The organism is Arthrobacter sp. SAFR-023 (genome assembly GCF_051965295.1).
Classification (GTDB): Bacteria; Actinomycetota; Actinomycetes; order Actinomycetales; family Micrococcaceae; genus Arthrobacter.
This window is the reverse complement of the sequence record NZ_JBQCMF010000005.1, coordinates 207,073-227,384: the sequence shown is the minus strand read 5'-3', so window position 1 is coordinate 227,384 and position 20,312 is coordinate 207,073. Positions and strand designations below refer to the sequence as shown.

The following is a 20,312-nucleotide window of genomic DNA, read 5'->3' as shown; positions in this document are numbered from 1 at the left end:
CCCGCACAAGCCCTCGAGCAAATTCTGGAAGAATCAGCAGCTTAGGACGCGTGTTGCAACGACCGCTGGAATCCGCCGGCGGTTGGGCGGCGGGATGTGAGGACGCGTTTGTGGTTAGGCGGCAGGATCTGATGGAGCGTCGGTTGGTGGCAGACTGGTTCGGTGACTTCGCACGAACCCACTGAGCCGTCCGCCAACACCATCGGCGCCCCTGCAGACCCTGCCGGCGCTGCCCAGCCCGCAGCTTCCACGGCCTACCCCGAGCCCGCCCTGACGTCCATGGCTTCCGCACGGATTGCCGTCGCTACGCTGCTCGCCGGCGGAATCCGCTACGTCGTGGTGGCCCCGGGCTCACGGTCCGCCCCCATGGCCTACGCACTGGCGGAGGCTTCGGCAGCGGGGAAGGTTGAACTGCTGGTGCGCATCGATGAGCGTTCGGCCGGCTTCACAGCACTCGGCCTGGCCCTGGCCACCGGCGCGCCGGTGGCTGTGCTGACGACGTCGGGAACCGCTGTCGGGAATCTCCTCCCTGCAGTGATGGAGGCCAACCACGCCGCCGTCCCGCTGATTGTGGTCTCGGCCGACCGGCCGGAAGAGTTGCGCGGCACGGGCGCGAACCAGACCACCGTCCAGTTGGACCTCTTCGGCGAGCACGTCCGCTTCGCCGTCGACGTTCCCGCCGGCCAGAGCCCGCAGCGTGCGGTGGAAACATCGCTTGCCGCCGCGACGGGTGCCTTCGAGGACACACCGCCGGGGCCGGTGCAGCTCAACCTCGCCTTCCGTGATCCTTTGGTGCCTGAGACGGGGGAGCGGCTGCCCGAACAGCGCGGTCACGGGACCTTCCGGATCGGCACCGAACCGCTCACCATGACGCTCGATCCGGCCCCGGCCGACCTCCCGGAGCGGCGCACCGTGGTCCTTGCCGGGCACGACGCCGGTCCGGTCGCCGAGGCTTTTGCCCGTGCCCACGGACTGCCGCTGCTGGCCGAGCCGTCGTCCAACTCCCGTTTCGGGTCTAACGCCGTGGGACCGTACCGCCTGCTGCTGGAGCACTTCGGCCCGGACTCGGCGCTGCCCATCGAGCGTGCCGTGGTGTTCGGGCGCCCCACGCTTTCCCGGCCGGTGTCGGCGCTGCTGGCCCGGACGGACGTCCCGGCAGCCCTCTACGAGCCGGTGCCGGTCGCCTGGTACGAGCCGGGCCGGCGCCGGGAAACGCCGATATCCAGCCTGGCCGAACTTGCGGAGTTCGCAGGCCGGGGCTCGTCCGCCTGGCTCGACGCCTGGCTGCTCGCGGGCGCCGCGGCCCAGCATGCCGTCGACGGCATACTTTCCGCCGAAGAGGCCGCAACCGGTCCTGCCGTCGGCTCCTTGGTCTGGCAGCACGCCCGCGGACAGCTGGTCCTCGGTTCATCCAACGGCATCCGCGACGTCGACCTCGCCGGCCAGCCCGCACCCGAGCCGTCGGCCACGGTCTTCGCCAGCCGGGGCCTCGCCGGCATTGACGGCACCATTTCCACCGCCACCGGCATCGCCCTCGGCGGCCACCAGGCAACCACCCTGCTGCTCGGCGACGTCACCTTCCTGCACGACGCCGGCGGTCTCTTCCTCGGCGCCGGCGAGGAACAGCCGCAGCTGCGCATCGTGGTCCTCAACGACTCGGGCGGCGCCATCTTCAGCCTCCTGGAACACGGCGCCGTCGCCGAGTCCGGCGGCTACGGGGACGCCGTCGAACGTCTCTTCGGCACCCCGCACTCGGTGGACATCGCGGCACTCGCCGCGGCGTACGGCGTCGGGCATTGTTCGGTGAGTACGAGGGCGGGACTCGCCGAGGCGCTGGCGGCACCGTTCACGGGTCGCACCATCATCGAGGTGCGCACGGACCGGCATGAACTCCGTGCCCTGCACGGCAGGATCAAGGCTGCGGTGGGTTCGGCCGTGGCCGGGGTGCTTGCCAGCTAGGCCGGCGACGCGGATACGGTGCCGGGACGCGCAAATTTCGCTGTCCCCGAGCCGGGTCGGCGTCCCTAGGACAGATCCGTGTCCTCGGCCGGCAGGAGATGGTCCGCCAGCCACACTTTTGCACATAGGGGCGGCCGGCACTTTCAGCAGGTCACTGTGCAGTGGAATCCTCTCAGCATGACGACCCTTCCACCGCTGATCTTGACAAGGAACCTGACCCGGATCGGTGCCAACCCGCGCCCACTGTCCGCCGATGCCAAATCCGGCAGATTGGTGCGCATCCGGCAGGGCGTTTACGTCGATGCGGCGGACTGGAACGGGCTGCAAGGATCGGAGCGGTACAGGCTTCGGATCGAGGCTGCCGCAGAAACGTGCGTGGTGCCCACCATCTTCTCCCACCACTCAGCCGCGTCCCCGTGGGGCGTGCCTACAATTCAGCGGGGACAGCCGGTTCATGCGCTCACCACGTTCCACGGCGGCGGCAGATCCCGGGCCGGCGTGCGGCGGCATCTCGTTGATCCCGGGAAGATTGAAGTCGAGGAACTGGACGGGCTTCTGGTCACCTCTCGCATCACCACCGTGCTGGACCTCGCGGCGTTCGTTCCGTTCGCTGAGGCACTAGTGCCATTGGATCACGTGCTCAAGCCAGACAACGAGCGGGGTTTTCCGGCCGTTTGCAAGGAGCAGTTGCTCGCGGCGCTGCCCGGCCGATACGTCCCGGCAGTGGAGCGAAGGGTCCGTACGGCGATCGAATTCGCCGACCAGAATGCAGACTCCGCAGGTGAGTCCTATAGCCGCGGCCTCATTCACACGTCCGGGTTTGCCCCGCCGACACTGCAATATGAGGTGCGAAATTCAAAAGGGCGCGTGGGCTACTCGGACTTCTACTGGGAGGGTAGCCAGACGGTGGGAGAGTTCGATGGCATTGCCAAGTATCAGAAGCCTCAGTATCTCAACGGTCGCACGCCCGGGCAGGTCGTAGTCGATGAGAAGCTACGCGAGGACCGAATCCGGGCCACCGGCCGAAATGTCGTGCGATGGGTGTGGGCTGACCTTTGGCTGCCTGGTGACCTTGAACGGAAACTGTCGGCGGCCGGGGTGCCGCGCCGTCGTCGTTCCTCAGCGTAACGCGCAGACGGTGCTGGGACGCGCAAACGGCCCAGGGACACTCGGATATGAGCGTCCCTGGACCGTTTGCGCGTCGCAGGGCGGTTCCCGCGTCGCAGGAGCGAAGAGTGGCCTACTCGGCGATCTCGATGTGGGTCGGGTCCAGCACGCGGCGGAGGAATTCCTTGGTGCGGCCTTGGGTGGGGGAGCCGATGACCTGCTCGGCCACGCCCTCCTCGACCACTACGCCGCCGTCCATGAACACCACGCGGTCCGCGACTTCGCGGGCGAAGCCCATCTCGTGCGTGACCACCAGCATGGTCATGCCTTCCTTGGCCAGGTTCCGCATGACCGAGAGCACGTCGCCGACCGTCTCAGGGTCGAGGGCGGAGGTGGGCTCGTCAAAAAGCATCAGCTCCGGGTCCATGCTCAGCGCGCGGGCGATCGCCACACGCTGCTGCTGGCCGCCGGAGAGCTGGTCCGGGAACCGGTCGGCGAGGTGGCCGAGCCCCACGCGCTCAAGATTGGCCCGGGCGATCTTGTCGGCTTCTGCCTGCGGGCGCTTCAGCACCTTGGTCTGGGCGATCGTGCAGTTGCGCAGCGCGTTCAGGTGCGGAAACAGGTTGAACTGCTGGAACACCATGCCCACCTTGCGGCGCATCTTGTCGATGTCCACGTCGGCATCCGTGGCATCGAAGCCGCCCACGTGGACGCTGCCTTCATTCGGCTGCTCCAACAGATTGACGCACCGCAGCAGGGTGGACTTGCCGGAACCTGACGGGCCGATGAGGCACACCACTTCGCCCGGTGCGACGTCCAGGCTGATGCCCTTGAGGACCTCGTTGGAGCCGTACGACTTGCGCAGGCCCTTGATGGCCACACCGGCGGCGTGGACGCGCCCGCTTTGGGTGCGGGAGTGAATTTCGACGTCGTTCATGACTTCCCTGCCTAACGCTTGGTCCGCGCGGAGCGGCTTTCGAACTTCCGGGCCAGGAGGCTCAGCGGGATGGTGACCACGAGGTAGAACGCACCCGCCACGAGGAGCGGGGTGAGCCCTGCACCGAGGCTGGAAATGCCGTCGCGGCCGAACTTGGTGAGTTCGTACTGTGCCGCCGTCAGGCCCAGCACGTAGATCAGCGAGGAGTCCTTGGTCAGCAGGATGACCTCGTTGGTCAGCGGCGGCAGGACAATCCTGAAGGCCTGCGGGATGACGATCGTGACCATGGCGCGCCACTGCGGCATGCCCAGCGACCGCGCGGCTTCCGTCTGGCCCTTGGGCACGGCCTGCAGCCCGGCACGAAGTGTCTCGGCGATGTAGGCGGCCGCCACCATGCCCAGCGAAACCATCACCACGACGGCCACGTTCCACTGGACACCGAACGCCAGGGGAACGCCGTAGCCGAAGGCGATGAAGACCAGCAGCGCCGGGATGCCGCGGAAGAATTCGATGTAACCGGTGGCGATCCAGCGGTACAACGGGAAGCTGGAGAGCTTCATGAGGGCCAGCAGCAGGCCCCCGGACAGGCCCACGACGAACCCCAGGAACGTGTAGATCAGGGTGTTTTTCAGGCCCGAGAAGAAGATGTCCGGGAACATCGGGCCGATCTTGCCGAAGTTGAAGACGTTGGTGGTGAGGGTCTTCCAGTCGGTGGCCAGGATCAGTGCGGCCACGGCCACAACAAAAATCCCTGCCTGGACGTACAGACTTACTCTGGCCCGCTGTCGTGCGGTCATTGCCATGGTGTACTCACATTCGTTTTGCGCAGTGGAGGCCTCGCACGGACTGTTGAACAGATCCCGGACGAGGCCCCTGCCGCGTAGGTGTCAGGCGCGCCGGCTACTTGGTGGCTTCGCCGAACCAGCTGGTCTCGAACTTCTTGAGGCTTCCGTCGTCGGTCAGGCGCTTCAGCGTCGTGTTGACCTGGTCGAGCATGGCGGTGTTGCCCTTCTTGACCGCGATGCCGAGCTTTTCCCCGGTGGCGTAGTTCTCGACCCGCTTGAACTTGGAGTCATCCTTGATGGCGTACCCGAGGACCGACTGGTTGCCCAGGGCGGCATCGATGGTGCCCGCCTTGAGGGCCTGGACCAGGAGGCCGGTGTCCTCAAACTGCTGCGCGTCGAGGCCCTTGTCCTTGGCGTACTTGGCCCCCGTGGTGGCCTGCTGGACGCCAACCTTCTTGCCCTTGGCGCCGTCGATGTTCGTGATGCCGGAGGCCTCGGATGCCACGAGGGTCAGGTCGTCGTTCAGGTAGGGGTCGGAGAAGTCCATGAGGGCCTTGCGGGTATCCGTGATGGAAACGGAGGAGATGGAGACGTCGCAGCCGGTGAGTGCGGTGCCGGTCTCGATGGCCTCGAAGGAGCTGTCCACCACGTTGACTTCGGCCTTCATGTCCTTCGCCAGTTCGCCGGCGATGTCCATGTCGAAGCCCACGATCTTGCCATCCTTCTGGAATTCGAAGGGCTCGTAGGGGACGTCGGAGCAGATGGTGAGCTTTCCGGCATTGATGAGCTGCACGCCGCTGCTGCTGGTGGCAGCCGGGGTGGAGCTTCCGCCGCCGCAAGCGGTGAGACTGATGGCCCCGACGGCGAGGATTGCGGCTGCCTTGGCGCTGAATTTGGCCGTGGCACGGGACATGAGCTGCATTTGATTACCTTTTGTTGCAGGGGTATGCGGAACTAAATCGGTTCATAGTGTATCGCCGAAGAGGAGATGTGCATCACAGAAAACTAAGTTTCACTATTTGATAACTAAACTACAGCGTTTTTCAAGGGCTTTAATCTTAGGCCTGTCCGGGATCCCGGACGCGCTGGGCTCGGTCAAAGGGTGCGCAGATGTCCGCCCGGAGCGAATCAGCTGCTGATCCCCAGCGACTCCAGCATCGGCCGGAATTTGGCCCACGTCTCCGCCAGCTCCGCCTCCGGCTGCGATCCCTCGACGATGCCGCACCCGGCATATAGCCGAACGGTAGTGGGGGTCTCGATCACGGCGCCGCGCAGCGCGATGCCCCACTCGCCGTTGCCCGCCGCGTCAAGCCAGCCCACCGGCCCGGCATATGGTCCCCGGTCCAGGTGCTCGAGTTTCCGGATCAGTGCCCCCGCAACCTGCGTTGGCGTGCCGCACACGGCGGCAGTGGGGTGGAGCGCATTGATCAGCGCCAGGCAGGTGGGGACGTGGCCCTCAACCTCGGCGAGCTCGGCCTTAACGTCGGATGCGAGATGCCACACGTTGGGCAGCTCCAGGATGAACGGCTCGTCGTGCGCATTCATGGCCTCGGAGAAGGGTGCGAGCTGGGTGGTCAGCGACTGGATGGCGATCTCGTGCTCGTGCCGCTGCTTCTCCGAGCCGGCCAGGACCCGCTCGGCATACTCCAGCGGCAGCCCGGCCTCGCCCACGGCGTCCCGGCGGTCCAGCGTCCCGGCGAGCACCCGGGCCTGGGCCGTGCGGCCCTCCACCTGGATCAGCATTTCTGGCGTCGCCCCCACGAGGCCGTCCACGCCGTAGGTCCAGCATTCCCGGTACCGGCCGGCCAGCTGTCGCAGTACCTCGGCGGCGTTCACGCCCTCGGGGACCGTCGCTACGACGTCCCGGGCCAGCACCAGCTTCTCCAGTTTCCCGGTGCGGATCTCGGCGACGCCGGCGGTGACGGCGGCCATCCAGTCCTCTTCGCTGAGGGATCCGGTTTTCAGCGTGGTCTGATCCGGACGCGCGGGCGGGTCCGGAAGTACGACGGCGTCGGCCGGGTCCGACTCCAGCCACCCCTTCAGGGCGGCGAACGCGCCCGCCTCGGTGAGTTCGCCGTCGTCGGCCTTTATCTGGGTGAGCCAGGCGCGGCCGTCCCGGACGCCCACCACGATCTCCGGCACGATCAGGCGGGATTGGTGGTCTGAAGCCTTGGAGAATGCGAAGGACCCGAACGCCACCGGGCCGGTGCCGGGGCATTCCACATGGTCGGTGATGTCTGCCTCGATGACCAGGTGGCGCCACCAGATGTCCGCCTCGAGGAACCGCTCGGGGCCCGTGGCGGTGAAGCGCGCCGCCTCGCCGAAGCCCACCAGGCCGGCCTCGCGCCGGGTCCAGCACAGAACGTCATCGCGGACCAGATACGACGGCAGCCCCTCGGGAGCCGAGTCTCCATCCAAAGGGACTGTCAGGGTGCGGAGCGTGCTGGTCATGATGGGTCAACACTACTCTGAATCACTTGGGCCCCACGGTGATTCGCAGTAACCCAGCCGGGCCACCACGCCCGGCGGCGGCCGTGTCACGGAGCCTGCGGAACTTTTGAGACAATGACATGGTGAACCGAGCATCCTTGGATAAGCGTCCGGACGAAGTAGCCACGATGTTTGACGACGTCGCACCCAAATACGACGTCGTCAACGATGTCCTCTCGATGGGGCAGACGCGCCGGTGGCGCAAGGTTGTGGTCGAAGCCATGGACGTGCGGGCCGGCCAGCGGGTACTGGACCTGGCCGCCGGAACAGGAACCTCCAGCGAGCCATATGCCGATGCAGGCATAGACGTGGTGGCCTGCGATTTCTCCCTCGGCATGCTCAAGGTCGGAAAGCGCCGCCGCCCCGACATCGACTTCATCGCCGGTGACGCCACCAACCTGCCCTTCGCCGACAACGTCTTCGATGCGAGCACCATCTCCTTCGGCCTGCGCAACGTCAACGAGCCCAAGAAGGCCCTGGCCGAGATGCTCCGGGTGACCAAGCCGGGCGGCAAGTTGGTCATCGCCGAGTTCTCCCAGCCCGTCGTTCCGCTGTGGCGCACCATGTACACCGAGTACCTCATGCGCGCCCTGCCGGCCATTGCCACCAAGGTGTCCTCCAACCCGGATGCGTACGTCTACCTCGCCGAGTCCATCCGGGCCTGGCCGGACCAGGACAACCTCGCCGCATGGCTGCAGGACGCCGGCTGGGAAGATGTCACCTACCGCAACCTGAGCGGCGGCATCGTGGCCGTCCACCGTGCCCACAAGCCCCGCACGGGCAACGGCTCGGCGGAAGCCATCGCAGCCCACACCGGCCCGGTGGCCAAACTGCGCCGCAACCTCCCGCGGACCGCCCGCTGACACTGTGAAAGTACTGATTGTTGGCGCGGGTCCCGCCGGATCCACCGCCGCGTATTACCTCGCCAAAGCCGGCATCGAGGTCACGGTCCTGGAGAAAACCAGTTTTCCGCGCGAAAAAGTGTGCGGCGACGGCCTCACTCCGCGGGCTGTCCGCGAGATCCAGAAGCTGGGCCTGCCGCACCCTGAACAGGACGGCTGGCGCCGGAACAAGGGGCTGCGCCTGCTCGCCGGCGGCCGCAGCATCGAACTTCCGTGGCCCGAGGTGTCCGATTTCCCGCAGTACGGCCTGATCCGCACCCGCCTGGGTTTTGACGAGGAACTCGCCCGGCACGCGCAGGCGGCCGGCGCCACTGTTCTGGAACGCCACAGCGTGACGGAGGCGCTCCGCAACGGTGACGGCCGGGTGACCGGTGCGCGCGCAGCGATCCTGGACGAGTCCGGACGGAAGACGGGGGAGACGCTCGACTTCAGCGCCGACGTCGTGCTTGCTGCCGACGGCAACTCCACCCGCACCGCCGTCTCCCTCGGCATCCAGAAGCGCGACGACCGGCCCCTGGGCGTCGCCGTCCGCACCTACTTCACCTCGCCGCGGCACGACGACGACTGGATGGAAGGCTGGCTGGAACTTCCCGGCCGCGACGGCAAGCTCCTGCCCGGCTACGGCTGGGTATTCGGCGTCGGCGACGGCACCTCCAACGTGGGCCTCGGCATCCTCAACTCCTCCAAGGAATTCGGCAAGCTGGACTACAAGCAGGTGCTCCGCGAGTGGACCGCCGGCATGCCCGCCGAGTGGGGCTTCACCCCGGAGAACCAGGTGGGGGAGATCCGCGGCGCCGCCCTGCCCATGGGCTTCAACCGCACCCCGCACTACTCGCCCGGCCTGCTGCTCCTCGGCGACGCCGGCGGGATGGTGTCCCCGTTCAACGGCGAGGGTATCTCCTACGCCATGGAGTCCGCCCGCTTCGCGGCCGAGTTCATCATTGACGCCAGTGGGTCTGCTTGCAGCCGGCCCGCCTCCGGGGGCTGGAACGCGTCCGACGCCGACGCCCGCCTCTCGGGGTACGCGGACTATGTGCGTGAACAGTGGGGATCCCACTTCACGCTGGGGCGTGCCTTCGCCGCGCTGATCGGCAAGCCCGCTGTCATGAAGCTGGCGCTGCGGACCGGGATGCCCATTCCGGTGCTGATGCGCTTCGTGGTCCGGCTGCTGGCCAACCTGACCGACCCGTCGGCCAAGGGCTTCGAAGACCGCGTGATCCGCCTCCTCGAACTGCTGGTCCCGGCCACCTCCAACACCTCCGTCCTTGCCCCCTCCGGCTCCAAATCAGCGGTTTCCGCAACAAAAAGTTAGGGTTAACCCGTGACCAACTCCGCGAACCACAGCTGGACGCACGCCGGGCATGGCCTGCCGGACTCCGAACCCAGCCTCAACACCACTGCCATCGCCACCGGACTGCAGCTGCCGGCAGGTTTCGCGGCCATCGCGGAAGACCCCGACCTGGGTCCTGCCCTCACCACCAATCTGGCCCGGGTGGAGAAGAAACTCCGCGAAGCCATCGCCAACTCCGACCCCCTGGCTGACGCAACGTCGCGTCACCTCGTGGAAGCCGGCGGCAAGCGCATCCGCCCCCTGCTGACTCTGCTCTGCGCCCACCTGGGTGACGCGTCGCTGCCCTCCGTGGTGCAGGCCGCCGTCGTCGTTGAGCTGACTCACCTGGCCACGCTGTACCACGACGACGTGATGGACTCAGCGCCGTTCCGCCGGGGCGCCCCCACGGCCCACGAAGTCTGGGGCAACTCAGTGGCCGTCCTCACCGGCGACCTGATCTTCGCCCGCGCGTCCATCCTCGTGTCCGAGCTGGGCGGCCGCGCGCTCGGCATCCAGGCCCGCACCTTCGAGCGGCTGTGCCTCGGCCAGCTGCACGAAACCGTGGGGCCGCGCCCGGACGAGGACCCGGTGGAGCACTACCTGTCCGTGATCGCGGACAAGACCGGTTCACTGGTGGCGGCCTCAGGCCAGTTCGGCGCTATCTTCTCCGGCGCCGACGAGGCCTACGAGAACATCCTGGTGGAGTACGGCGAGAAGGTGGGCGTCGCCTTCCAGCTTGCCGACGACGTTATCGACGTCACGGGTGTCAAGGTCAAATCCGGCAAATCCCCGGGCACGGATCTGCGTGAAGGCGTTCCCACCTTGCCTGTGCTGCTGCTCCGTAAGGCCGCGGCGGAAGGTGACCAGTCCGCCGTCGAACTTCTCAAGCTGATCGACGGCGACCTCTCCTCGGATGAGGCCCTCGCCGAAGCCGTCGCCGGGCTGCGCGAGCACCCCGTCGCGGCGGAGTCCTGGGTAGTGGCCCGCGCGTGGGCGGCCGAGGCCATCGCCGCGCTGGCCCCGCTGCCCGAGGGTGTTGTGAAGGCCTCGCTGTCCAGCTTCGCGCATGCCGTGGTGGACCGCGCCAGCTAACTTGGCATCGCTTTGGGCCCGGTATCCGTGAGGTGCCGGGCCCTTCTGGCTTATCCGGCTTAAACGGAACGGCCCCGTTTCCCTGCAGCGTAAATGAGTCAAACGCTGCGCGGAACCGGGGCCGTCTCTCCGTTCGCATCAGATCCACCGGAGGCATTCAGTGGATCCGAGAAACACTCTATGACAGGTTTGTCACATCCACAAATCTCTTGTTAAGCGGCGTGTCACAGCGCTCACTCCTTCGAGGCCCGCCGTCCTGACCCTGTTTGGTCACCCGCCCTGGAAGACACGCCGTCAACATGCGGCGTACTTAGGAGCCCGCTGTGAAAACGGGTCATGACGGACCGTGTCTGCTTTGTGCACATAGGCAAACCTGCGGCTCCCCAACGGCCCCGGGCGCGCGCACCGTGGAGCGATGGACCTTGAGAAATATCTGGTTCGCCGCGGGGGAGCGGCCAAAAGGGGCGATCTGCTGCGTGCCGGGTTCCGCCGTCCCGCCATTGAGGCTGCCGTGGATTCCGGGCAACTGTACCGGCCGCTGCGGGGAGTCTACGCACTGCACACCGCGGACGACGGCGTCCTGGCCGCCTTTAGGGCGAACGGCAGGCTCACGTGCGTGTCGGCGGCCCCCTTCTACAGCCTGTGGGCCCTTCACCCGCCCGGCGAGGTTCACCTGAGTTGCGGCAACGGGGTGCCCAAGCCCGGGATCATTGACCACGCACCATGTGGGCACCCAACCCCACCCGGCTTTCCGGTGGCGGGTTTGGCCGACGTGCTACTGCATGCGCTGAGGTGCCTCCCGGAGCTTGAAGCGCTCGCGCTGGTACAGTAAGCCACCGGTCGGGGCGAGATATCCGCCGACTTCCTGAGGGACAAACTCATTGGGAACAGGAATGGCCGCGCCCGCGCGGTGCTGGGTCTGCTGATTCCGCGATCAGACTCCGTGTTGGAGGTGCTGGCCCATGCGCACTTTGTCCGGGCCGGACTCAAAGTCCGAATGCATGTTCCCCTGCCCGGGGTGGGCGAGGTTGACTGCCTGGTTGAGGAATGCCTCGTGGTGGAGTTGGACGGGTCTACGCACTTTGAACCCCGCCAGGTTAAGAAGGATCACCGGAGGAACAACTCCGGCATGCGCGGGGGCTTTCTCACGCTCCGCTATTACTACGACGACGTGGTGTATCACCCCGAGGCGATGGTGGAAGAGGTCCGTGCGGTACTCCAGCTGCGGGCACTGGGCAGGTTTGCTCCAGAGTGACGCCGTCGTGACCTACTTTGCGGCCGGGAGCCCCGCGACACGCCGACGAAAGCGGCGAGTCGCGGCCCGGACGGGGTCAAACAGGGTCACGACGGCCCAGCAGGAACTAGTCCTCGTCGGTGAAGGCCCACTCGAACATGTCGAAGACGAATTCCGAGAAGGTGCCTTCCTCGCTCTTCCACTGGCCGCGGGCGTTGTTCCGGCGGTAGACGATGGGGTCGGGGACGCTCAGGTCGCCCGTGCGGAAGCCCCAGGTGAAGTTTTCTTCCTCGTCCTCAAGGAACATAAGGAAGCCTTCGTCGTCCACCTCGAGTTCCTCGGGGTCCCAGAAGTAGTGGTAGGCCTCCATGAGGTCCTCGCACCCGCCCAATGCAAGGTAGAACTCGCGCAGTACCAGGGGGATGGTGAATTTGTGGTCGGCGAGCTCCGCGTCCAGTTCCTCGGCGGACAGCCCGTCCTCTTCCTGCCATTCGTCTTCGAGATACTTCGGAACAAGCGCACGGAACTTCTCGAGGAACATGTCAGTCATGGCTCTTATCCTAGCTAATCCCGGCCCCTCGAATTGCCGGGTTCCAAGCCCAGCCGGTGCCACCCGCGGACAGCCAGCGGGATGCGCCATGACCGGCGCCAGGCCACCACCCGGAACGCGAAGACCAGGGCCGCCACGGCGAATGCCGAGAGGGCGTTGAACGCACCCAGCAGCCAGAGGACTGTGGTGAGTCCGGCGCCCAGGAAGGCGGGCAGCGCGTACAGATCCCGGGCATCGAATAGCTGGGGCACCACATTGGCGGTGATGTCGCGCAGCAGGCCGCCGCCCACCGCGGTTGTGACCCCAAGCAGGACGGCCGCAGTGGGATTCATGCCAAAGGAAAGCGCCTTGAGTGTCCCCGTGATGCAGAACAGGGCCAGGCCGGCGGCGTCGAACAGGGTGAGGAGCGAGGTGTAGCGCTGCACGCTGGAGAACAGGAAGTACACCAGCCCGGTGGCCAGCAGCGGCGGCACCAGGTAGGCCGGGTTGCTGAACGCGGCGGGCGGGCCGGAGTTGAGGATGATGTCGCGGATCACACCGCCGCCCAACGAGACCAGGGAGGCGAGCAGCAGGGACCCGAGGAGGTCGAACTGCTTCCGCGCGGCGAGCAGCGATCCGGACACCGCGAAAAAGAAGATGCCGGCCAGGTCCAGCCATGCCAGGGCGATGTCAAAAGAGAATGTCATGGAGCGTCCCGGCATATTTCAAGGGGCGGACAGTGCAGCTCCAACGTTACGCTAGCCCCTATGAATAGCCCGATCCTGATCGCCTGTGCCCATGGGACCTCCAACGCGCAAGGAGCCGCCGAGGTCAACGCCCTCCGCGACGCCATCGCCGCGCTGCGTCCGGGGCTCGACGTCCGCGAAGCTTATGTGGACGTCCAGCAGCCCGATCTGGTGGACGTGGTGGCCGGGCTCCCGGCGGACCCCGGCTCTGTTGCAGCGGCCGACGGCGGTGCTGCCGCCGGCGAGCCGGCCGCCGGTATTTCCGCCGTCGTCGTGCCCTTGCTGCTCAGCGTGGGCTACCACGTCAAGGTGGATATCGCGAAGGCCGTCAAGAGCCGGCCGGGCACCGCGGCCGCGGGTCCGCTGGGACCCGACCCGCGCCTCGCCGCCCTGCTGGACCAGCGGCTGCGGGAATCCGGGGTTACGGACAACGACGCGATCGTGCTCGCCGCCGCCGGATCGTCCAACCCGAACGCCGCGGTCAGCGTCGAGGAACTGGCTGACCAGCTGAGGGCCCTGCGCTCCAACCGGATCGTCCCGGCGTACGGTGCCTCGGCCAAGCCGTCCGTGCCGGAAGCCGTCGCCATGCTCCGCGAGGAAGCCGCGGGCGGCGCCGGGGCGGGGGAGTCGGCCGGGGGCGTGAGCGTTGGCGGCCGCGTGGTGGTGGCCTCGTACCTCCTTGCGCCGGGCTTCTTCCACGACCAGCTCGCCAAGGCCGGGGCGGACCTGGTGACCGAGCCGCTGCTGCCCTCGCCGGTGCTCGCGGAGATCGCGCTGGAACGGTACGACGCCGCGCTGGCGGCCCACGCCGTCAGGTCCTGAAAAGCGGGGGAGCCACAGCCGTCCGAAGCACAGCCGACGGCGCCGTTCAAGGCCTCCCGGCGAGTCATGACGAAATGTTTCCTTAGGTGACTTAGCATTTCCGGGCCTTTGTGACGTATTTCGGGGCGGCCCTACAGTCGATGCATGACTGATACAGCTCTAGCCGGAGCGGCCACGGACAAGCCCGCGCGCCCAGCCCGTGCCTCCCGACCCGCCGCCAAGCCTCACGGCCAGTGGAAGGTGGACGGAACCACCCCGCTGAACGCCAACGAAACCTGGAAGCAGGAAGACGACGGCCTCAACGTCCGCGAGCGTATCGAGTCCATCTATGCCAAGGAAGGCTTCGACGCCATCCCCGGCCAGGACCTGCACGGCCGCTTCCGCTGGTGGGGCCTGTACACCCAACGCAAGCCCGGGATCGACGGCGGCAAGACCGCAACCCTGGAGCCGCACGAGCTTGAGGACAAGTACTTCATGCTCCGCGTCCGCATCGACGGCGGCGCGCTGACCACCGAGCAGCTGCGCGTCATCGGCCAGATTTCCGTGGACTTCGCACGCGATTCCGCGGACCTCACGGACCGCCAGAACATCCAGCTGCACTGGATCCGCGTCGAGGACATTCCGGAGATCTGGCGCCGCCTCGAGAGCAACGGCCTGTCCACCACCGAAGCCTGCGGCGACGTTCCGCGCGTCATCCTCGGCTCGCCCGTGGCCGGCATCGCCAAGGACGAGATCATTGACCCCACCCCGCTCATCGAAGAGCTGGGTGAGCGGTTCATCGGCAACCCGCTGCTGTCCAACCTGCCGCGCAAGTACAAGACCGCCATCACCGGCCACCCCAGCCAGGACGTGGTGCACGAGATCAACGACTTCGCCCTCGTTGGCGTCAAGCACCCCGAACTCGGCATCGGCTACGACCTCTGGGCCGGCGGCGCCCTCTCCACCAACCCGATGCTGGGCAAGCGCCTGGGCGCCTTCGTCAAGCCGGAGCAGGCCGCGGACGTGTGGCTCGGCGTCACCAGCATCTTCCGTGACTACGGCTACCGCCGCATGCGCACCAAGGCCCGCCTGAAGTTCCTCATGGCCGACTGGGGTCCGGAGAAGTTCCGCCAAATCCTTGAGGACGAATACCTCGGCTACAAGCTGGCTGATGGCCCTGCCGCGCCCAAGCCCTCCACCCCGGGCGACCACGTGGGCGTGCACGAGCAGAAGGACGGCAAGTTCTTCATCGGTGCCACCCCCATTGCCGGCCGCCTCTCCGGAGCGCAGCTGGTCAAGCTCGCCGACACCCTCGAGGCCCGCGGCTCCTACCGCCTGCGCACCACCCCGCACCAGAAGCTCGTGGTGCTGGACGTTCCCAAGGACGAGGTGGAGCCGCTTGTGGCCGAACTCGACGCCCTGGGCCTGTCTGCCCGCCCGTCCGTGTTCCGCCGTGGCACCATCGCCTGCACCGGCATCGAATACTGCAAGCTGGCCATCGTGGAAACCAAGGTCACCGCGGCCACCGCCGTCGCCGAGCTGGAACGCCGCCTCGCCGACCTCGCGGACAGCGGCCAGCTCCCGCAAGCACTGTCGCTGCACATCAACGGCTGCCCCAACTCCTGCGCCCGCATCCAGACCGCGGACATCGGGCTCAAGGGCATGATGCTTCCCACGCCCGACGGCGACCCCACCCCGGGTTTCCAGGTCCACCTGGGCGGCGGGCTGGCTTCCGTTGAACGCGACGAGGCCGGCCTGGGACGCACCGTCCGCGGCCTGAAGGTTTACGTCGCCGACCTGCCCGACTACGTCGAGCGTGTTGTCCGCAAGTTCGTCGCCGACCGTGCCGAAGGCCAGACCTTCGCCGAGTGGGCCCACGCAGCTGACGAGGAGGCACTCCAGTGACCACCGCACTCCGCTCCGCCGAAGAGCTGAAGGCTCTGGCCGAGGCCGGCGCCGCCGAGCTCGGCTGGGACGCCCCGGCCCGCGACGTCATCGCCTGGGTGGAGCGCAACTTCGACATGCCCGCCGTCGCCGTCGCCTGCTCCATGGCCGACGCCGTCCTGCCGGCGCTGGTTGCCGACCAGCTTCCCGGCGTCGACGTCCTGTTCCTCGAGACCGGCTACCACTTCCCGGAGACCTACGCCACGCGCGATGAGGTGGCCGCGAACCTCCGCGTCAACGTGGTTGAGGTACTCCCGGAGAACACCGTGGAGCAGCAGGACCGGCTCCTGGGCAAGGACCTGTTCGCCCGTGACGCCGCGCAGTGCTGCGCCCTCCGCAAGGTGGCCCCGCTCCGCCGCACGCTCGCCGGCTACGAACTCTGGTTCACCGGCGTCCGCCGCGACGAGGCCCCCACCCGCACCAACACGCCGCTGGTGACCTGGGACGAAGCCAACGGCCTGGTCAAGGTCAACCCGATGGCCGCCTGGACGTTCGACCAGCTGGTCCAGTACTCCGACGACAACCTCCTGCCCGTCAACCCGCTCCTGTCCCAGGGCTACCCCTCCATCGGTTGCCAGCCCTGCACCCGCAAGGTGGCCGCCGGCGAGGACCCCCGCGCCGGCCGCTGGGCAGGAACCAACAAGACAGAATGCGGACTACACGTATGAGCACTTTCATTACTGAGGAGCCCACCCTGGTGACCGACGCCGCTGAATCCACGCGCCTCTCCAGCCTGGACACCCTCGAATCCGAAGCGATCCACATCATCCGCGAGGTTGTGGCCGAGTTCGAGAAGCCGGCGCTGCTGTTCTCCGGCGGCAAGGACTCCGTAGTCATGCTGCACCTGGCCACCAAGGCGTTCTGGCCGGGCAAGGTCCCCTTCCCGGTGCTGCACGTGGACACCGGCCACAACTTCCCCGAGGTCATCGACTTCCGCGACCGGACCGTTGAGCGGCTGGGCCTGAAGCTCGTCGTCGGCTCCGTGCAGGAGTTCATCGACCGCGGCGAGCTGGCCGAGCGTGCCGACGGCACCCGCAACCCGTTGCAGACCGTCCCGCTGCTGGACGCCATTCAGTCCAACAAGTTCGACGCCGTCTTCGGCGGCGGCCGCCGCGACGAGGACAAGGCCCGCGCCAAGGAGCGCATCCTGAGCCTGCGCGACGAGTTCGGCCAGTGGGACCCGCGCAACCAGCGCCCCGAACTGTGGAACCTGTACAACGGCCGGCACACCGTGGGCCAGCACGTCCGTGCCTTCCCCATCAGCAACTGGACCGAGCTGGACGTGTGGCGCTACATCGAGCGCGAAAACATCGAACTTCCGGGCCTGTACTACGCCCACGACCGCGAGGTCTTCGCCCGTGACGGCATGTGGCGTGCGGTGGGCGAGGTGTCCCAGCCGCTGCCGCACGAGGAAGTCATCACCAAGACCGTCCGCTACCGGACCGTCGGTGACATGTCCTGCACCGGCGCCGTCGAATCGGCCGCCGCCACCGTGCGCGACGTCGTGATCGAAGTTGCCGCCTCCACCATCACCGAACGTGGCGCCACCCGTGCGGATGACCGCATCTCTGAGGCCGCCATGGAAGACCGCAAGAAGGACGGCTACTTCTAATGACTACCGACATTGACACCGCCCGCGCCGCGGCGCTCCTGGACGAGGCCCCGCTCGCGTCCGCTTCGCTGTTCCGCTTCGCCACCGCCGGATCGGTCGACGACGGGAAGTCCACTTTGGTGGGCCGCCTCCTGCACGACTCCAAGGCCATCCTCGCTGACCAGCTCGAGGCTGTTGCCCGCACGTCCTCGGACCGCGGCTTCGGCGGTTCGGCTGGCGGCATCGACCTGGCGCTGCTGACCGACGGCCTGCGTGCCGAGCGCGAGCAGGGCATCACCATCGACGTGGCCTACCGCTACTTCGCCACGGACCGCCGCAGCTTCATCCTCGCGGACTGCCCCGGGCACGTTCAGTACACCAAGAACACGGTGACCGGCGCGTCCACTGCGGATGCCGTCGTCGTACTCATTGACGCCCGCAAGGGTGTCCTGGAGCAGACCCGCCGGCACCTGTCCGTGCTGCAGCTGCTGCGCGTTGCGCACGTGATCGTGGCCGTGAACAAGATCGACCTGGTGGACTTCAGCGAGTCCGTGTTCCGTGAGATCGAGGCCGACGTTCAAAAGGTTGGCCGTGAGCTGGGCCTGGGCTCCGATGGGATCGCCGACCTGCTGGTGGTTCCCGTTTCGGCGCTCGACGGCGACAACGTGGTGGAGCGCTCGGAGCGCACCCCGTGGTACACCGGCCCGGCGCTGCTCGAGGTGCTCGAGACTCTGCCCGCCGCCGACGAGCTCGAGAGCCACCTGGAGAGCTTCCGCTTCCCGGTGCAGCTGGTGATCCGGCCGCAGGGCGCACTGGCACCGGACGCTGTTGCCGGCGGGCTCGACGTCGAAGAGTACCGCGACTACCGCGCCTACGCTGGGCAGATCACCGAGGGCTCTGTGAAGGTGGGGGACAAGGTCAGTGTGCTGACCCCCGGCCAGGACCCGCGGACCACCACCGTGACCGGCATCGACTTCGCCGGCGCCTCGCTGGAAGAAGCCACCGCCCCGCAGTCGGTAGCGATCCGGCTGGCCGAGGAGTTCGACGTCGCCCGCGGTGACACCATCGCCGCCGCCGGCACTGTCCGCGAAAGCACCGCCGACCTGTACGCGCAGCTGTGCTGGCTGTCCCCGAAGCCGCTCCGCGAGGGCGCCAAGGTCCTGGTCAAGCACGGCACCCGCACCGTGCAGGCCCTGGTCCGCAGCGTCAACGGCAAGCTGGACCTGGCCACCTTCAACCTCGAGGGTGCCTCCAGCCTGGAGCTCAACGACATCGGGCACGCGCAGCTCCGGCTCGCCGCCCCGCTGCCGCTCGAGAACTACCTGCACCACCGCCGCACGGGCGCGTTCCTGGTGATCGACCCGCTCGACGGCAACACCCTCGCCGCCGGCCTGGTCAAGGACCACCCGGGCGACCACGAGGACGAGCGCTACTCGATCTGATCCCGCCGAATTCGCCGGAAACCTGCGAGGCCGCCGTAGAGATACGGCGGCCTCGCTGCGTTCCGGCGAGTTCAGGGTTCAGCCGGGTCAGCCGCCTGCCCTTGCCACCCGGCATCCCGCCCACCATGATCGTCAGTGGGAGGCGAAGCATGGAATCCATCACCAGCCGGCTCATCAACTGGGCATCGATCCTGGACGACAAGACCCGCGAGCAGGCCCTCACCACCTCCCGGCTGCCCTTCATCTACCCGCACCTGGCACTGATGCCGGACGCGCACCTGGGCAAGGGCGCAACGGTGGGGTCCGTCATCCCGACGCTCGGCGCGATCATTCCGGCCGCCGTCGGCGTGGACATCGGCTGCGGCATGATCGCGGTACGGACCCAATACTCCCTCAAAGACCTGCCTCGGGACCGGAAGCCGCTGCGCGAGAACATCGAGCGTGCCGTTCCGCTGTCCGCCGGTCACAACAACCGCAAAGTGACGGCCACCGCGGAGCCGCGCATCGCCGACCTGCACAGGCGCGCCGAAAAGGCGGGGTTCAACCCGGCGCAGTATGTGGCGAAGTGGGACCTGCAGCTTGGCTCACTCGGCTCCGGCAACCACTTCATTGAGGTGTGCACCGACGAGACGGACGCCGTCTGGCTGTTCCTGCACTCCGGCTCCCGGGGGATCGGCAACAAGATCGCCCAGCACCACATCAGGGTGGCGCAGGGAGTCGCAAGGGACAAGCGCATCACCCTGGAGGACCCGGACCTCGCGTACCTGGAGGAGGGCACACCGGAATTCACGCGGTACATCAAGGAGCTGCGCTGGGCCCAGCACTTCGCCCTGCTGAACCGCGAGGAGATGATGGACCGCGTGATCCGGCAGTTCGGTGACTGGGTCGGCGGAACGGTCAAGGAGACGGAGCGGATCAACTGCCACCACAACTTCACCCAGCAGGAAACGCATTACGGAAAGTCGGTCTGGGTGTCGCGCAAGGGCGCCATCAAGGCCGAAGCCGGTGACCCCGGCCTGATCCCGGGGTCCATGGGGACAGCCTCCTACGTGGTGGAGGGACTCGGCAACACCGCTTCCCTGAACTCCTCGCCTCACGGTGCCGGAAGGGAGTATTCCCGTAACGCGGCGCGCAAGACGTTCTCGCTGGCCCAGCTGAAGGAGGCCATGCACGGCATCGAGTTCCGGGCCACCGAGGCGTTCATCGACGAGATCCCGGCCGCCTACAAGCCCATCGACCAGGTCATGCACGACGCCGCGGACCTCGTGAAGGTACGGCACCGGCTGCGCCAGCTTGTTAATGTCAAGGGGGATTAGCCCTGAAATCTTAAGGGCGCACGGGCAAGCCGATTTTGTGGCTGAATGTGACGCTGCATGAACGTGCGTGACCCCGGGTTTCCGCTCCGTTGAACCGTGTTTATGCC

Annotated in this window: 19 protein-coding genes; 13 read left to right on the top strand and 6 right to left on the bottom strand. The window is 67.2% G+C overall.

All coding sequences use genetic code 11. The features are described from left to right. Positions 1 to 279: 279 nt before the first annotated feature. Positions 280 to 1,959, top strand: a complete 1,680-nt coding sequence (gene menD, locus ACTHQX_RS07920) for a 2-succinyl-5-enolpyruvyl-6-hydroxy-3-cyclohexene-1-carboxylic-acid synthase (RefSeq protein ID WP_440156673.1) — start codon at positions 280 to 282, stop codon at positions 1,957 to 1,959. Between the two features lie 177 nt (positions 1,960 to 2,136). Further along, positions 2,137 to 3,087 carry a hypothetical protein gene (locus tag ACTHQX_RS07915; protein ID WP_440156444.1) on the top strand — a complete coding sequence of 317 codons (951 nt, stop codon included), beginning with the start codon at positions 2,137 to 2,139 and terminating at the stop codon, positions 3,085 to 3,087. A gap of 112 nt (positions 3,088 to 3,199) precedes the next feature. Here ACTHQX_RS07915 and ACTHQX_RS07910 read toward each other — a convergent pair whose 3' ends face one another. The 4 genes from ACTHQX_RS07910 to ACTHQX_RS07895 all read right to left on the bottom strand — a co-directional run bounded on the left by ACTHQX_RS07910 (position 3,200) and on the right by ACTHQX_RS07895 (position 7,239). Then, positions 3,200 to 4,003 carry an amino acid ABC transporter ATP-binding protein gene (locus tag ACTHQX_RS07910; protein ID WP_236804692.1) on the bottom strand — a complete coding sequence of 268 codons (804 nt, stop codon included), beginning with the start codon at positions 4,001 to 4,003 and terminating at the stop codon, positions 3,200 to 3,202. Positions 4,004 to 4,014: 11 nt separating this feature from the next. Continuing rightward, entirely contained in the window at positions 4,015 to 4,806 is a 792-nt protein-coding gene (locus ACTHQX_RS07905) for an amino acid ABC transporter permease (protein ID WP_236804690.1), read from the bottom strand. 97 nt (positions 4,807 to 4,903) lie between these two features. Next, complete coding sequence (locus ACTHQX_RS07900; protein ID WP_440156446.1) at positions 4,904 to 5,710, bottom strand: ABC transporter substrate-binding protein; 807 nt, start codon at positions 5,708 to 5,710, stop codon at positions 4,904 to 4,906. A gap of 206 nt (positions 5,711 to 5,916) precedes the next feature. Beyond that, positions 5,917 to 7,239: an isochorismate synthase gene (locus ACTHQX_RS07895; protein WP_440156447.1), complete on the bottom strand. Its 1,323-nt coding sequence runs from the start codon at positions 7,237 to 7,239 to the stop codon at positions 5,917 to 5,919. 122 nt (positions 7,240 to 7,361) lie between these two features. Here ACTHQX_RS07895 and ACTHQX_RS07890 point away from each other — a divergent pair, with 122 nt between their 5' ends. The 5 genes from ACTHQX_RS07890 (at position 7,362) to ACTHQX_RS07870 (ending at position 11,857) form a co-directional block, all read left to right on the top strand. Continuing rightward, positions 7,362 to 8,141 (top strand): demethylmenaquinone methyltransferase, encoded by a 780-nt coding sequence (locus ACTHQX_RS07890; protein ID WP_440156676.1) that lies wholly within the window; start codon positions 7,362 to 7,364, stop codon positions 8,139 to 8,141. Positions 8,142 to 8,145: 4 nt separating this feature from the next. After that, positions 8,146 to 9,492, top strand: coding sequence for a geranylgeranyl reductase family protein (locus tag ACTHQX_RS07885; protein WP_440156448.1), 1,347 nt, complete (start codon positions 8,146 to 8,148; stop codon positions 9,490 to 9,492). A 9-nt stretch (positions 9,493 to 9,501) separates the two neighbouring features. Further along, positions 9,502 to 10,602, top strand: coding sequence for a polyprenyl synthetase family protein (locus tag ACTHQX_RS07880; RefSeq protein ID WP_440156450.1), 1,101 nt, complete (start codon positions 9,502 to 9,504; stop codon positions 10,600 to 10,602). 415 nt (positions 10,603 to 11,017) lie between these two features. Further along, on the top strand, positions 11,018 to 11,434 hold the full coding sequence (locus ACTHQX_RS07875; RefSeq protein ID WP_440156452.1) for a type IV toxin-antitoxin system AbiEi family antitoxin domain-containing protein: 417 nt from the start codon (positions 11,018 to 11,020) through the stop codon (positions 11,432 to 11,434). A 165-nt stretch (positions 11,435 to 11,599) separates the two neighbouring features. Next, the gene (locus ACTHQX_RS07870; protein ID WP_440156454.1) at positions 11,600 to 11,857 is read left to right on the top strand and encodes an endonuclease domain-containing protein; all 258 of its coding nucleotides are present in this window, start codon (positions 11,600 to 11,602) and stop codon (positions 11,855 to 11,857) included. Positions 11,858 to 11,963: 106 nt separating this feature from the next. On the opposite strand, the gene ACTHQX_RS07865 is transcribed toward ACTHQX_RS07870, so the two are convergent. After that, positions 11,964 to 12,386 carry a hypothetical protein gene (locus ACTHQX_RS07865; RefSeq protein WP_440156456.1) on the bottom strand — a complete coding sequence of 141 codons (423 nt, stop codon included), beginning with the start codon at positions 12,384 to 12,386 and terminating at the stop codon, positions 11,964 to 11,966. 14 nt (positions 12,387 to 12,400) lie between these two features. Then, complete coding sequence (locus ACTHQX_RS07860) at positions 12,401 to 13,072, bottom strand: trimeric intracellular cation channel family protein (protein WP_236804678.1); 672 nt, start codon at positions 13,070 to 13,072, stop codon at positions 12,401 to 12,403. A gap of 60 nt (positions 13,073 to 13,132) precedes the next feature. Between ACTHQX_RS07860 and ACTHQX_RS07855 the strand changes: the two genes are divergently transcribed. The 6 genes from ACTHQX_RS07855 (at position 13,133) to ACTHQX_RS07830 (ending at position 20,205) form a co-directional block, all read left to right on the top strand. Beyond that, positions 13,133 to 13,933: a sirohydrochlorin chelatase gene (locus ACTHQX_RS07855; protein ID WP_440156458.1), complete on the top strand. Its 801-nt coding sequence runs from the start codon at positions 13,133 to 13,135 to the stop codon at positions 13,931 to 13,933. A 144-nt stretch (positions 13,934 to 14,077) separates the two neighbouring features. Then, complete coding sequence (locus tag ACTHQX_RS07850; RefSeq protein ID WP_236804675.1) at positions 14,078 to 15,817, top strand: nitrite/sulfite reductase; 1,740 nt, start codon at positions 14,078 to 14,080, stop codon at positions 15,815 to 15,817. After that, positions 15,814 to 16,524 (top strand): phosphoadenylyl-sulfate reductase, encoded by a 711-nt coding sequence (locus ACTHQX_RS07845; protein ID WP_440156459.1) that lies wholly within the window; start codon positions 15,814 to 15,816, stop codon positions 16,522 to 16,524. Before ACTHQX_RS07850 ends, ACTHQX_RS07845 begins: the two co-directional genes overlap by 4 nt. Continuing rightward, positions 16,521 to 17,468: a sulfate adenylyltransferase subunit CysD gene (gene cysD, locus ACTHQX_RS07840; RefSeq protein WP_102971351.1), complete on the top strand. Its 948-nt coding sequence runs from the start codon at positions 16,521 to 16,523 to the stop codon at positions 17,466 to 17,468. The genes ACTHQX_RS07845 and cysD overlap by 4 nt, the downstream gene beginning before the upstream one ends. Next, positions 17,468 to 18,889: a sulfate adenylyltransferase subunit 1 gene (locus tag ACTHQX_RS07835; RefSeq protein WP_236804673.1), complete on the top strand. Its 1,422-nt coding sequence runs from the start codon at positions 17,468 to 17,470 to the stop codon at positions 18,887 to 18,889. The genes cysD and ACTHQX_RS07835 overlap by 1 nt, the downstream gene beginning before the upstream one ends. Before the next feature lie 149 nt (positions 18,890 to 19,038). Next, positions 19,039 to 20,205, top strand: coding sequence for an RtcB family protein (locus ACTHQX_RS07830; protein WP_440156461.1), 1,167 nt, complete (start codon positions 19,039 to 19,041; stop codon positions 20,203 to 20,205). The last annotated feature ends 107 nt before the right edge of the window (positions 20,206 to 20,312 follow it).